The organism is Pseudomonas sp. IPO3774 (genome assembly GCF_013386835.1).
In the GTDB taxonomy this organism is placed as follows: domain Bacteria; phylum Pseudomonadota; class Gammaproteobacteria; order Pseudomonadales; family Pseudomonadaceae; genus Aquipseudomonas.
Genome location: NZ_JACAQY010000010.1, coordinates 1 through 13,039, shown reverse-complemented (window position 1 = coordinate 13,039; position 13,039 = coordinate 1). Strand labels below are relative to the sequence as shown.

General features: G+C 60.5%; 11 protein-coding genes and 1 pseudogene. 5 read left to right on the top strand and 7 right to left on the bottom strand.

What is annotated here, in order from left to right; translation table 11 throughout:
• Nucleotides 1–36: 36 nt before the first annotated feature.
• The 4 genes from HYE77_RS05155 to HYE77_RS05140 all read right to left on the bottom strand — a co-directional run bounded on the left by HYE77_RS05155 (nucleotide 37) and on the right by HYE77_RS05140 (nucleotide 4,242).
• Nucleotides 37–1,578 (bottom strand): cryptochrome/photolyase family protein, encoded by a 1,542-nt coding sequence (locus HYE77_RS05155; RefSeq protein ID WP_177068507.1) that lies wholly within the window; start codon nucleotides 1,576–1,578, stop codon nucleotides 37–39.
• Nucleotides 1,575–1,880: a DUF6482 family protein gene (locus HYE77_RS05150; protein ID WP_134326164.1), complete on the bottom strand. Its 306-nt coding sequence runs from the start codon at nucleotides 1,878–1,880 to the stop codon at nucleotides 1,575–1,577. The genes HYE77_RS05155 and HYE77_RS05150 overlap by 4 nt, the downstream gene beginning before the upstream one ends.
• 17 nt (nucleotides 1,881–1,897) lie before the next feature.
• On the bottom strand, nucleotides 1,898–2,434 hold the full coding sequence (locus HYE77_RS05145) for a DUF3833 domain-containing protein (RefSeq protein ID WP_177068506.1): 537 nt from the start codon (nucleotides 2,432–2,434) through the stop codon (nucleotides 1,898–1,900).
• Nucleotides 2,435–2,754: 320 nt separating this feature from the next.
• On the bottom strand, nucleotides 2,755–4,242 hold the full coding sequence (locus HYE77_RS05140; RefSeq protein ID WP_177020986.1) for an aldehyde dehydrogenase family protein: 1,488 nt from the start codon (nucleotides 4,240–4,242) through the stop codon (nucleotides 2,755–2,757).
• 228 nt (nucleotides 4,243–4,470) lie between these two features.
• On the opposite strand from HYE77_RS05140, the gene HYE77_RS05135 reads away from it, so the two are divergent.
• On the top strand, nucleotides 4,471–5,640 hold the full coding sequence (locus tag HYE77_RS05135) for a p-hydroxyphenylacetate 3-hydroxylase oxygenase component (RefSeq protein ID WP_177068505.1): 1,170 nt from the start codon (nucleotides 4,471–4,473) through the stop codon (nucleotides 5,638–5,640).
• Between the two features lie 59 nt (nucleotides 5,641–5,699).
• Nucleotides 5,700–6,176, top strand: a pseudogene (locus HYE77_RS05130) (flavin reductase family protein); the annotation flags it as partial.
• Between the two features lie 173 nt (nucleotides 6,177–6,349).
• Here the strand turns inward: HYE77_RS05130 and HYE77_RS05125 are convergent.
• The gene (locus tag HYE77_RS05125) at nucleotides 6,350–7,678 is read right to left on the bottom strand and encodes a hypothetical protein (RefSeq protein WP_087694958.1); all 1,329 of its coding nucleotides are present in this window, start codon (nucleotides 7,676–7,678) and stop codon (nucleotides 6,350–6,352) included.
• A 216-nt stretch (nucleotides 7,679–7,894) separates the two neighbouring features.
• On the opposite strand from HYE77_RS05125, the gene HYE77_RS05120 reads away from it, so the two are divergent.
• The 3 genes from HYE77_RS05120 to feaR all read left to right on the top strand — a co-directional run bounded on the left by HYE77_RS05120 (nucleotide 7,895) and on the right by feaR (nucleotide 11,030).
• A complete protein-coding gene (locus HYE77_RS05120; RefSeq protein ID WP_177068504.1) occupies nucleotides 7,895–9,394 on the top strand; it encodes an APC family permease in 1,500 nt (499 codons plus the stop codon).
• Nucleotides 9,375–9,959 (top strand): DUF3156 family protein, encoded by a 585-nt coding sequence (locus tag HYE77_RS05115; RefSeq protein WP_003219899.1) that lies wholly within the window; start codon nucleotides 9,375–9,377, stop codon nucleotides 9,957–9,959. The genes HYE77_RS05120 and HYE77_RS05115 overlap by 20 nt, the downstream gene beginning before the upstream one ends.
• A gap of 117 nt (nucleotides 9,960–10,076) precedes the next feature.
• On the top strand, nucleotides 10,077–11,030 hold the full coding sequence (gene feaR, locus HYE77_RS05110) for a transcriptional regulator FeaR (protein WP_003219901.1): 954 nt from the start codon (nucleotides 10,077–10,079) through the stop codon (nucleotides 11,028–11,030).
• Nucleotides 11,031–11,090: 60 nt separating this feature from the next.
• Here feaR and HYE77_RS05105 read toward each other — a convergent pair whose 3' ends face one another.
• Both HYE77_RS05105 and HYE77_RS05100 read right to left on the bottom strand, forming a co-directional pair.
• Nucleotides 11,091–11,393, bottom strand: coding sequence for a contact-dependent growth inhibition system immunity protein (locus HYE77_RS05105; RefSeq protein WP_134326170.1), 303 nt, complete (start codon nucleotides 11,391–11,393; stop codon nucleotides 11,091–11,093).
• The coding region (locus tag HYE77_RS05100) for an RNase A-like domain-containing protein (RefSeq protein ID WP_177068503.1) at nucleotides 11,390–13,039 on the bottom strand (1,650 nt) is incomplete at its 5' end. The genes HYE77_RS05105 and HYE77_RS05100, both read right to left, overlap by 4 nt.

The window sequence follows — 13,039 nt, the reverse complement described above, 5'->3', positions numbered from 1 at the left end:
ACCGGCTTCACAACAATTCGCAGCGGCCGGAAAATTTCACAGCGTTTCACCCGCATCCAACTTGGCCAGCAGACTCTGGCCCCGTTGCCACAGCGCGTCCTGTTTGGATTCAGGCATGCGGTCGAGATTTTTATAGAGCATGGCCATGCGCTGATTGCCCCGCAGCAGGTCGCCGTGGCGCATCAGGAAGTGCCAGTAAAGCGCATTGAACGGGCAGGCATTGTCAGCGGTACTTTCCGTGACTTTGTACGCACAGCCTCGGCAGTAGTCCGACATGCGCTTTATGTATTGGCCGCTCGCGCAATAAGGTTTGGAACCCAGGTAGCCGCCATCCGCATGCATGACCATGCCCAGGGTGTTGGGCAGCTCGACCCAGTCGAACGCGTCCATGTAGATCGCCAGGTACCACTCGCATATCTGGCTGGGCACGATGCCGGCCAGCAGGGCGAAATTGCCGGTGACCATCAGCCGCTGGATGTGATGGGCATAGGCATGTTTCAGGCTCTGGCCGATCGCCTGGCGCATGCAGTTCATTTGCGTCTCGCCCGTCCAGTAGAACTCCGGCAGCGGGCGGCTGTTGCCGAATGCATTGCCAGCGGCATAGTCGGGCATCTTCAGCCAGTACACGCCGCGTACGTACTCACGCCAGCCAATCAGTTGGCGGATAAACCCTTCGCCAGCGTTCAGCCCGATGCTGCCCGACCAATAGGCCGCCTCCACATCGCTGCACAGCTGGCGCAGGTCCAGCAGGCCGATGTTCAGCGCTGCGCTGATACGGGCGTGAAACAGGAACGGCTCGTCGCTGGCCATGGCGTCCTGGTAGTCGCCGAAACCCGCCAGGCCATAGTCCAGAAAGTAGTTCCAGAGGGCCTGCGCGTCGGCGTGGGTCACGGGGTAATCGAAGGTGTCGAGGGAACCGTAGTGGCTGCTGAAGTGTTTACCTACCAGCGTCAGCACGTCCTGGGTGATCGAGTCCGAGCTGAAGCGCGCCGGGTAGGGCGCCTTGGTGCCCTTGGGCAATGCCTTGCGGTTGTCGGCATCAAAGTTCCAGGCACCGCCCACTGGCGTACCGTCACCGTTGAGCAAGAGCCCGCTCTTGCGGCGCATCTCCCGGTAGAAGTATTCCATGCGCAGCTGTTTTTTACCGCTGGCCCAAGCGGCGAACTCGTCACGGCCGCACAGGAATCGGTGGTCGGCATGCCACTGGATCGGCAAACCGCAGTCCTTCAGGGATTGCTCAAGGCGCCAGTCACCGCATTCGGTCAGGTGTATTTCCCGGGGTTGCATCAGCGATTGCCAGCGCCTTAACTCGCCGGGCACCGAGCCGGTGTTTTGCGGATCGTCCAGGGTGACGTACTGCACCCGCACGCCACGCTGCTGCAACGCCTGGGCAAAATGGCGCATGGCGCTGAAGACCAGGACGATTTTTTGCGGATGGTGGGGCACATGGCTGGCTTCCTCCATGACCTCGACCATCAAGACCGCATCGCGCTGGCTGTCCAGCCCATCCAATGAGGCCAGGTCAAACGACAACTGGTCGCCCAGCACCAGGCACAGGTTTCGAACTGCCTTGGTCACCACGGCGCTTCCAGGGAAAATGGCGTTCGCAGTGGCTCGATAGCGCCTTCTCGCCGGCCGCACATTTCGTCATGCACGCACTGATGCACCAGGGTGCAGGGAAATGCAGGGACTGCCTGCAACACGTCACGCAGGTGATTGACGGAGCGAAAGTGCATGGGCTTCGCCGACTCGTCCAGCAGCGTGAACTGGCCGTGGTCCAGCGTTACGCGCGCTAGATAGAAACCACCTTCCAGCGACAGCAGTTCCATTTCGCGTACAGCGCCTTGGGTGGCCAGTTTGGTCAGGGCTTGCAGGTTCATGGTTCACTCCTTACCGGTCAGGGTTGTGAAGACTGGCGACGGAAGAACAACGTCACCTGGCCGACTTCCACACCCAACTTGGACATGCTGGAGCGGTTGATCAACGTGTCTTCGTCCATCAGGTACATCCAATCGTCGAGGCTCACTTCGTAGACGGATCCATCAACCGGCAGGTTCAGGACGTAGCGCCAGCGCAGTGCGTCGCCCGCCACTTCGCCCCTGGCCTCGCCCACCACATCACCGGCCCGTCCGCGCCAGTGGGTGGGGCCGTCCGGGGTGAGGGTCCAGACACGTTGCTGGCGAGTACCATCGCTGTATAGAAAGCGCTCATCGAGAATCAGGTTTTCACCCTCGCGGCGGCTGGCGATATTCACCTCGAAACGCTTGGCCACTTCACCCGAGCGTTTCTCGAAGATGCCCCAGGCCTTGACGGGCTTGCTGAAGAAGCTCACCAGGTCCAGTTGCGGTTGCTGGTCGGCGTAGTGCTTAACATCCACGCTGCCACAACTGCTCAGGCCGAGCACCAGGGCCAGCGAAACCAATAGACGGGTCATTGCGGTTCTCCCCGATAGGGCTTGATACTGCTGATACTTGTACAAAATAATAAAATTGTACAGGTATTTAGCGCATTACCAGGATGTTACCGGCTACCGGCCTGCCCATTTATGGCGGGTATATGCAGCCTCAGGGGACCAGGTGCAGATGATCGTTCCCACGCTCTGCGTGGGAATGCCGCCTCGGACGCTCCGCGTCCCGCTGGCACCGCCGGATTGACGTCTCGCGCAAGGGTGACGCGGAGCGTCACGGTATGCATTCCCACGCAGAGCGTGGGAACGATCAACACACTCAAGCCGGCCGGCGCTCCGCATGCCGGTCAGTAGCGAATCATCACCGACTTGAGCTCGGTGTAATCCTCGATGAACGCCCCGCCAAACTCCCGTCCCACCCCCGAAGACTTGTTGCCGCCAAACGGCACCGCCGGGTCGAGCATCGTGTGCATGTTCACCCACACCGTCCCCGCGTTGATCGCCGGCACCATGCGCAGGGCCTTGCTCAGATCATTGGTCCAGAGACTGGCGCTCAGGCCGTAAGGCGTGTTGTTCATCAGTTCCAGCAGCTCATCCTCGGTGTCGTAGGGGAAAAACGTGGCGATCGGGCCGAAGGTCTCTTCGTTGAGCAGGGTGTCGTGGATCGTGTTGGCGAGAATCACGGTGGGCTCCACATAGCACCCCGGTCCGTCGATCAGCTTGCCGCCGTGGACAATCGTATTGTTCTCGGCCCGGGCCTTGGCGAAAAACCATTCGAGTTTCTGTTGGTGCTGGCGGTTGGTCACCGGGCCGAATTCGGTGCGCTCGTCCAGCGGCGAGCCGATGTTCAACCGGCCCAGGCGTTGCGCCAGTTTGTCCATGATCGGCTCGATCTGCGAGCGGTGGGCGAAGAAGCGTTCGGCGGCCGCGCAGATTTGCCCGGAGTGCAGGAAGCCGGCTTCGATGATGCCGTTGACCGCCTTGTCGAGTTCCACATCCCGCAGGAACCCGGCGGAGTTTTTGCCGCCCAGTTCCAGGGTCGCCCGGGTCAACCCGGCGCCCATGGCACTGCGGCCCACGGCTATGCCGGTGGGCACCGAGCCGGTAAACGAGACCTTGTCGGTGCCCGGGTGCTCCACCAGGCCTTTGCCCACATGGCCGCCACCGGTCAACACGTTCAGCACGCCCGCCGGCAGGCCGGCGTCGATGGCCAGTTCGGCGATGCGCAGGATGGTCAGCGGGGTGAACTCGCTGGGCTTGATGATGATGCTGCAGCCGGTCACCAGTGCCGAGGCGAGTTTCCAGATGGCGATCATGGTCGAGAAATTCCACGGCACGATGCCCACTACCACGCCCACCGGTTCGCGCAGGGTGAACGCGGTGTAGCGTTCGCCGGCGAAGGAGGGCAGTGACGGGGTGAGGGTCTGGCCGCTGATCTTGGTGGCCCAGCCGGCGTAGTAACGCAGGAAGTGCGCCGCCTGATCGACCTCGAAGGCCCGGGAAATCTGGATGATCTTGCCCGACTGGCAGGTTTCGATCTGCGCCAGTGCTTCGCGGTGTTGCTCCAGCAGGTCGGCGAGTTTCAGCAGCACATTGCCGCGAATGGCTGGGGCGACCTGGGACCATTGCCGGAAGCCGCGCCGGGACGATTCCACCGCTGTGTCGATATCGGCCAGGTCCGCATCGGCAACCTGGGCGATCACCTCGCCGGTGGCCGGGTTGATCACTTCCAGAGCCTGGCCGGAATGGCTTTGGACGTACCCGCCGTCGATAAACAAGGCATGGCTTCGACGGAGGAAGGCCTGGACTTCAGGCAGCAGCGCAATATCGCTCATGGGATTTTCCTGCTCGCAAAAGCCCGAGGGTAACCAGCGCCGCCGGGCCAGGCTTGTCCGTGCCTGCCGGGCGACATGTCTGTGGCTGCCAGGCCTGTGGAAAGTGCAATCTTGGCTGTGGAAGGTGCATTTTCCGGGGGTGTCGCCCGCTCCATACTGGCCCCACATCCAGCGTCGTTCGTTGAGTTTGAACGCCAGCCGGACATCCAATAATAAGCAGGGCCGTCCATGAAAAAGCCAAACCCGCTCCTCGAAGATCTCAAGGCGATTCTGCCGACCATCGCTGCCAACGCCTTCCAGGCCGAGCAGGACCGCAAGGTTCCCGACGAGAACATTGCGCTGCTCAAGAGCATCGGCATGCACCGTGCCTTTCAACCCAAACCCTTCGGCGGCATGGAGATCTCCCTGCGGCAGTTTGCCGACTGCATCGCGTTGCTGGCCGGCGCCTGTGCCAGCACCGCGTGGGCCATGAGCCTGTTGTGCACTCACAGCCATCAACTGGCGTTGTTTCCCGCCAAGTTGCAGCAGGAAGTCTGGGGCGATAACCCGAATGCCACCGCCAGCAGCAGCATCGCGCCGTTTGGCCGCACTGAAGAAGTTGAGGGCGGTGTGCTGTTCAGCGGTGAAATGGGCTGGAGCAGCGGTTGCGATCATGCCGAGTGGGCGATTGTCGGTTTCCGCCGTAAAAACGCCGAGGGCACCCAGGACTATTGCTTCGCGGTACTGCCGCGCAGCGACTATCAGATTCGCGATGACTGGTTCGCCGCCGGCATGAAAGGCAGCGGCACCAAGACCCTGATCATCGACAAGGTTCTGGTGCCAGAACACCGCATCCAGAAAGCCAAGGACATGATGGAAGGCAAGTCCGCCGGCTTCGGTCTGTACCCCGACAGCAAGATTTTCTACTCGCCGTACCGGCCGTATTTCGCCAGCGGTTTCTCCACCGTGAGCCTGGGCGTGGCCGAGCGCATGCTCGAAGTATTCCGCGAAAAAACCAGGACCCGCGTACGTGCCTACACCGGCGCGGCAGTGGGGGCGGCGACTCCGGCGTTGATGCGCCTGGCCGAGTCGACACACCAGGTGGCCGCCGCCCGGGCGTTCCTGGAAAAGACCTGGCAGGAACACGCCGAACACAGCGAACAGCACCGTTACCCGAGCCGCGAGACCCTGGCGTTCTGGCGTACCAACCAGGCGTACGCCACCAAGATGTGCATCCAGGCGGTGGACCGTTTGTTCGAGGCCGCCGGTGGCAATGCGTGGTTCGAGCACAACGAGATGCAGCGTCTGTTCCGCGATTCCCATATGACCGGCGCCCATGCGTACACCGATTACGACGTGTGCGCGCAGATCCTGGGGCGTGAGCTGATGGGGCTCGAGCCTGATCCGAGCATGATTTGACGCCGACCCGGCCATCACAACCATCAGGACTGCGCGTTGATGCAGTCCGGGAGTCTTGCATGTCTGATAACAGTTTCGACCCACGGGCCTTTCGCCGGGCCCTGGGTAACTTTGCCACCGGTGTCACGGTGGTCACCGCCGCTGATGCCAGCGGGCGCAAAGTGGGTGTCACCGCCAACAGCTTCAACTCGGTGTCCCTGGACCCGCCGCTGGTGCTGTGGAGCATCGACAAACGCTCCAACAGCCACGAGGTGTTCGAGCAGGCCAGCCATTTTGCGGTCAACGTGCTGGCGGCCGACCAGATCCACCTGTCGAACAACTTCGCCCGGCCCAGGGACGATCGCTTTGCCGAAATCGAATTCGAGCCCGGAGAGGGCGGTTCGCCGGTCTTCGCTGATTGCTCGGCGCGGTTTCACTGCGAGAAGTACCAGCAGGTGGATGGTGGCGATCACTGGATCATGATTGGCAAGGTGGTGGCTTTCGATGATTTTGGTCGTGCGCCGTTGCTCTATCACCAGGGGGCGTATGCGCGGATCGAGGAGCGGCAACCGTAGGGCGAACACCTCTATCGAAGGCTGAAGCAGGTTCAATGTGGGAGCGGGCTTGCTCGCGAATGCGGAGTGTCAGCCAATACATCTGGCGACTGACACACCGCTTTCGCGAGCAAGCCCGCTCCCACATGTGATCTCGGTAGCTCATTGCATCTGTGTTAGAACGGCACGGCCACGGTGACTTGGCTGTAGAGATTGGTGCCATTGCCACCCACCTGGTTGCCGCCGTTGCTCTCATCCTTGTTGGGCTTGTACAAACCCAGCAGTGGCGTGACGATCAGGTGTTCGTTCACCGCCCACTCCGCGTACAGGTCCAGTTCGCGCCCATCGAGGTTGAGCATGCCGCCCTTGCTCAACGTCTTGTAGTCGAAGAACAGCGCGCCCAGGGTGACGCTGTCCAGCGGCTTGACCTTCAACGCCACATGCTGCACCTCAGTATTGGTATTGAACGGCCCCGAATAATTGCCGGCCACCTCGCCCTGCACCCAGGTGCCGTAGCCACGGTTGAAGCCCGAAAACATCGCATCCCAGTTTTTCGAATAGCGGCTGTAGCGGTAGGTCAGGTCCGGCGACCACGGCAGCGCGGCGAAGGTATAACCGCCTTCGGTGTACCAGGCCTTTTCCGGGCCGGCGTCCTTGTCCTGCCAGGCGTATTCAAAGGAAAAGTGCGCGTTCTCGATCCCGGCATTACCGGCGCCCCGCAGGCTGTAGATGTTCATCCCGGCGCGCTGTTTTTGCAGGTCATTGGCATAACGGTCGTCGACGCTGATGCCGTGGATATAGGTCAACCCCAGGGTGCCGGGCGCGGCGGTGTAGTCCAGGGTGCCGGCAGCCATTTCAGTGTTGGCCTGGGCGCGGTTGTCGGACTTGATCCACATTACGCTGCCATGCACGCCGTCCTTGCCACCCAGGCGTAGCACTGCGGTTTGATCGAAGGCATGCCGGGCGGCGATGTAGTAGGCGCCGCCCCGGTTGAACTTGCCGTCATCCACGCCCTTGCCGAAGTTCGGGCCGTCATCGTTGATGATGAAACCGTCGCCGAGCATGATGACCTGGCGGCCGAACGACAGGTTCACACCATCCTTGCCCAGTGCCGGAAACAGTTCCCCCGAGCGCCAGCCGGCGAAGGCTTCGTCGAACTTGGTGGTGCGCTCGCTGCCGGTGGTCACGCCCGACGCATCGCCATCACCCCAGGTGCCCGAGCTGACCAGGTTGGCCGTGCCATACACGCTGCCCAGGGCGCCGAAGCGCTGGTCGACGCTCAAGCCATACTTGATAAAACCTTCACGCCAGGTGGAACCGCCGGTGGTGCCGTCGTAGTTCTTGCGGCTGTTGAACATCCCGTACACCGCCAGGAAGTTGCCGGTGACCTGAGTGTCGTCATCGGCATACAGCTCGAACGCCTGGGCCGATGAGTCGATGATCATCAGCGCGATGCCCAGGCTGATGGCCCTGTACAGGTGACGGGTTTGTTGTGTGTGCTGCATTGTTATAGTCCCCAACAAGGTGAATTGAGGGAGCATTAGGGCGAGCGCCACCGGGCCAAGTCTTTCCCCTGCGTGCCAGGAAATTGTCCCAGGCCGCCAGTGGCGCAGCAGTGGCAGGCAGCAACAAAACCGGCGGCAGCCAGGAGCAAGACGATCAGCCAGGGCGGGCGCAGAGTGCCAATACTTCTAAAAATCCGCTTCTTGAGGATCTGCACCATGTCGATCAACGACCGGCTCACCGAACATTTGAAACGCGGCACGGTGGGCTTTCCAACCGCGCTGGCGAGCACCATTGGCTTGATCATGGCCAGCCCGGTGATCCTCACCGCGACCATGGGGTTTGGCATCGGCGGCAGCGCCTTTGCGGTGGCGATGTTGATCGCGGTGGTGATGATGCTGGCCCAGGCGACCACCTTCGCCGAAGCCGCCTCGATCCTGCCCACCACCGGCTCGGTCTACGACTACATCAATTGCGGCATGGGCCGGTTCTTTGCGATCACCGGCACCTTGTCGGCGTACCTGATCGTGCATGTGTTTGCCGGCACCGCCGAAACCATCCTCTCCGGCGTGATGGCGCTGGTGAATTTCGAGCACCTCAACACCCTGGCGGAATCCGCCGGCGGTTCGTGGTTGCTGGGAGTGGGCTTCGTGATTGTGTTCGGGGTGCTCAATGCGTTTGGCGTCAGCGCGTTTGGCCGGGCCGAGATCATCCTCACTTTCGGCATGTGGACCACCTTGATGGTGTTTGGCGTGCTGGGCCTGATCGCAGCCCCGGCGGTGCAGCTGGACGGCTGGTTCGGTGAATCCCTGGTGGGCACCGACCCGATCACCATTCTGTCGCTGGTGGGCATGGCGATGTTCATGTTCGTCGGCTGCGAATTCGTCACGCCGCTGGCGCCGGACCTGCGCAACTCGGCCAAGGTGATGCCCAAGGCCATGGTGCTGGGGCTGCTGGGGGTGGCCACGTGCATGTTCATCTATGGCGCGGCCATGAAACGCCAGGTGGAAAACGTATTGATCGACGCGGCGGGCGGCGTGCACCTGCTGGATACGCCGATGGCCATCCCGAAATTCGCCGAGCAGGTGATGGGCAGCATCGGCCCGATGTGGCTGGGCATCGGCTTCCTGTTTGCCGGTGCTGCGACCATCAACACCTTGATGGCCGGTGTGCCGCGGATCCTGTACGGCATGGCGGTCGACGGCGCGTTGCCCAAGGTCTTCACCTACCTGCACCCGCGCTTCAAGACACCGTTGCTGTGCATTCTGGTGGCGATGCTGATTCCGTGCCTGCACGCGCTGTACCTGGGCGGCAACACCGACAACATCATGCACCTGGTGCTGGCGGCCGTGTGTGCCTGGAGCTTTGCTTATCTGCTGGTGACGCTGTCGGTGGTGATCCTGCGGATTCGCCGTCCGGATCTGCCTCGCGCCTACCGTTCGCCGTTCTTTCCGCTGCCGCAGATTCTGTCGAGCATCGGCATCCTGCTGGGCATGTGGTTTATCACCCCGCCGGGCATGAACCCCGCCGACATCTACATTCCCTTTGGCGTAATGCTCGGGTGCACGGCGGCGTACGCGCTGTTCTGGACGCTGGTTGTGCAGAAGGTCAATCCATTCAAGCCCGCCTCGGTGGAAGAGGTGTTGGCCAAGGAGTTCGCCCATGAGCCGGGTCAGCCGCACAACGGGTATATCAGCCATGCTGCAAAAACTGTCTGAGCTGTTCAGCGCCCGGCGCGCGCCTGCCGGGTATCGACCCGGCGTTACGCTGGAACACCTGCGGCGTAACCTCGGCCTGGCGGGTTATGAGGTGTGTGGACCGACGACGGCCCGGGTTTCCCTGGACAATCTCGGGCTGCAACTGGAGATCGTCGAACGCACCGAGTCGCAGCTGTTGATGCACCTGGTGATGACCGAATTCGTACTGCGCATCCCTGCCTCGCAGCAGGGCACGGCGAGCTTCGAACTGCACCACACCGGGGCCGTTCGACGCACCGGAATCCGCTGTCGACAGCGGTCGGGCGACAAGGAGGTTTCAGGCATTTTGCACACGCAATTGCAGGAGGGCAGCGCCTTGCATCGCGCCTTGATGCCGCTGGACTTCAAGCGCCTGCGCATCGACCTGGTGGATCACCAGTGGTGTGTGCGGCTTGAGCATATGGGCGGCAGCGAGGTGGTCAACCGCATGCCGGCGTTCCGTCGCTACATCGCCTTGAGCAGTGTGCAACGCGCCTGGCTGCTGGACGCCTTGAACGGTTTCCAACGCGCCTTGCAGGCCCACTGACCACCGGATCTGGCATCAATAGTGCAACCACCTTGGCAGACACGTACTTGTTGCGCGCATATAGATAACATGTTAACTATTGCCCGACAAAAACAAAAAGCCAAGGTGGAAACAACCATGAGCATGCAACAGATTGGGCAAGACGGGCTGGACCTCTGGACCCGGGATCTGCGCGCGGTTTGCGGTCACTTCGACACAGAACTGGCCTTCAACCGCTCGCTGTTCATCGGCAGCATCAGCACCTTTTCCCGCGGCGGTTTGCCCCTGGCCAGCCTGCGCACCAACGCCGGCCTGATCAAGCGCCCCAAGGCCCGCGCCGACCACGATGACGACCAACACTGCTTCCTCGTCAGCCAGCGCAGCGGCTACTGCCAGATCACCCAAAACGGCCAGAGCTTCCAGCTTGCCCCCGGCGAACTGTTATTGATGGACTCGGTGGGCTCCATCGACATCACCCCGTTCGGGCTCATCGAACACGCGTCCCTGTCCTTGTCCCGCGCAGAGGTGTGCAAACAGTTCGGCAACCAGCCCAAGACCTTCGGCAAAATCTCCTCGAGCAAAGCCTGCGGGCGCATGTTGCATGTGTTGATGGATCAACTGTGCAAAGACGCACTGAACGGCGAAGGCGCGGTCGGGGAGGGGCAGGCGTTGCAGTCGGCGTTTGTCTCGCTGCTGGGGTCGGCGTTTGAGCAGGAAGACGATGAGCGCGATGATTGTGGCGGGTTGCAGGGCAGCAATCTGCGCAGCTATGTGCAGAAGGTGATTGATGAGTCATTGACCCAGCCAGGGCTTAGCCCGGTGGGGTTGGCGAGTCGGTTGAATATCTCGGTGCGGCATTTGTACCGGTTGTTTGAGGAACAGGATGACAGCGTGTGCCGGTATATCCAGCGGGCGCGGTTGAAGCGCAGTGCGGATGATCTGACCAACCCGTTTTTGCGCAGTGAGTCGATTACGTCGATTGCGTATAAGTGGGGGTTTACGGATTCGGCGCACTTTAGTCGCTCGTTCAAGAAGCAGTTTGAAGTGTCGCCGAAGGATTTTCGGGCTGGGCGGTTGCAGCAGGTGGGGTAGGGGAGGAAGAAGGGGCTTTCCGAGCACCTTCTTTATTATAAATATCTTAAGAGATCGAAGTTATTCGCCTCTTTGGCTCAAAAGCGCGTCAATGTGCTCCAGCCACAATTTCCCGCTTTTCCAATCGTGAGGATAATAGTAGCCACAGCCAATATCTGAGAACAAAAGATGCTGTAACGCTTGCTCCGTCTTGTTGGCATGTAAAAGAGCTTTTAACTCGAGGTGTGCAGCTTTAAAAGTTTCTGCTGAGGATTCAGCTATAAAGCTGAGAATCACATTGTCCGCACTATCAAACTCATCAACCCAATCTTGATTGAAGTAACCCGCGAGAAGTTGCTGCAGTTGTGAATAATCGTTATTCATGGATTCGGATATCCGGTCTGAATTCTATAGCCATTGGGCATGCTTTTATCTTTGAACAAAATCAGGTAAATCTCCCGTCCGGGGACGGTTTTTTTTGCACCTCGCTTCAGGCTGGTTCCAACTGGCTGAGGAGACTTTTGAGTAATAACAATTTTTTTGTCTTTTCCTTTAACAAACGAATTTATTTTAGTTTTGTTGCTTGCTATCACGCTTGATATTGCTGACTCGGCTGTCGCGCGATCAGGGAAGGTAGATGCCGTGGGCACATGAGGCTCATTTTTAAGACGTGTTGCCAGTTGTTGGTCAGTTCTACCAATGTGCTTTTGCATCAAATGTCCTCCGGCAGCTTCGTGAGCAGCTAAACCTCCACCAGGAACAATTTCGCTGTAAGGCCCATCGGCGACTATTTGGCCTGGGCAGGCTGTAGCTTTACAGCTCAACCCCAACGGATCCACCCACCCCGTCGGGTTGGGCACGTACTGGTATCCGTTCAGCCCGCCCGCCAGTTTCACCGGATCAGGCGTCAGGTAGCGGCCAATGTCCGGATTGTAGTAGCGATGACGGTTGTAGTGCAGCCCGCTTTCCGGGTCGAAGTATTGGCCCTGGAAGCGCAGCGGGTTGGTAACGGTGTTGACGTCCAGCTTCGCGATTTGGCCGTAGGCGCGGTAGTGCGCTGACCAGACAATTTCGCCATCGGGCGCGGTGAGTTCTTGTGGCGTGCCCAGGTGGTCGAGTTGGTAGTGGAAGGGTTTTACGTCTTCAGGGCCGCAGCCTTTCAGCAGTGCTAACGGGCGGAAGCTGTTGGGTTCGTAGAGGTAGCTCTGGTGGTGATCAGCACTGTGTTCGGCAATCAGCGTGTCGCCTTGCCAGAAGAACTCGGTGGTTTGGCTTTTTATCGTTTTGGCGATACGCCGACCAAACGGGTCGTAGCGATAGCTGGCCTGGGTGCCGTCCGGTTGGGTGACGCTGATCAGGCGGTGCTGACAGTCGTAGCGGTATTCGGTAACCAACTGTTGCGCCCGGCCTCGACGTTCGCGCAGCAGATTGCCGAAAGCGTCGTAGTCGTAATGGCGGTCACCTTGCATCAACAGGCGATTGCCTTTGACTACGCTCGGACCGACGCGGTCTTGCATCAGCAGGTTGCCCGCCGGATCGTGGACGAAGCGTTCCTGCCGGTCGTGCGAGTGGTTGGCGCGGGTCAGGCGGTCGAGCGGGTCGTAGTGGTAGTCGTGCTGGCCTTTTCGAGTGTCGAGGATGCGGGTCAGGTTGCCGCGTTTGTCGTAGTTGTATTGGCGGCGCTGGTAGCGTTGTTCCTGTTGGGTGATGGCGTGGGCGTGCAGGCGGCCCTGGTCGTCATAGTGGTAGTGGCTGAGGAGTTGGCCTTGCTGGCGTTGGTGTTCGCGGCCGGATTTGAACAGGTGCGAAGTGAGCAGGCTGCCATTCAGTTCGACGGTGGCGAGGTCGCCACCTTTGTCGTGGTGGAAAGCGAGGCGGTTGTTGTCGGGCAGGCGCAGGTAGTTGAGTTGGCCGCATTCGTCGTAGCGGTAGCGCAACGTGCCCCAGCCCTGGTGTTCGACGGTGAGGCGGTTTTGCAGGTCGTATTCGTAATGCAGCGGCCAATGACAGTCGTCGACGCTGAGGAGATT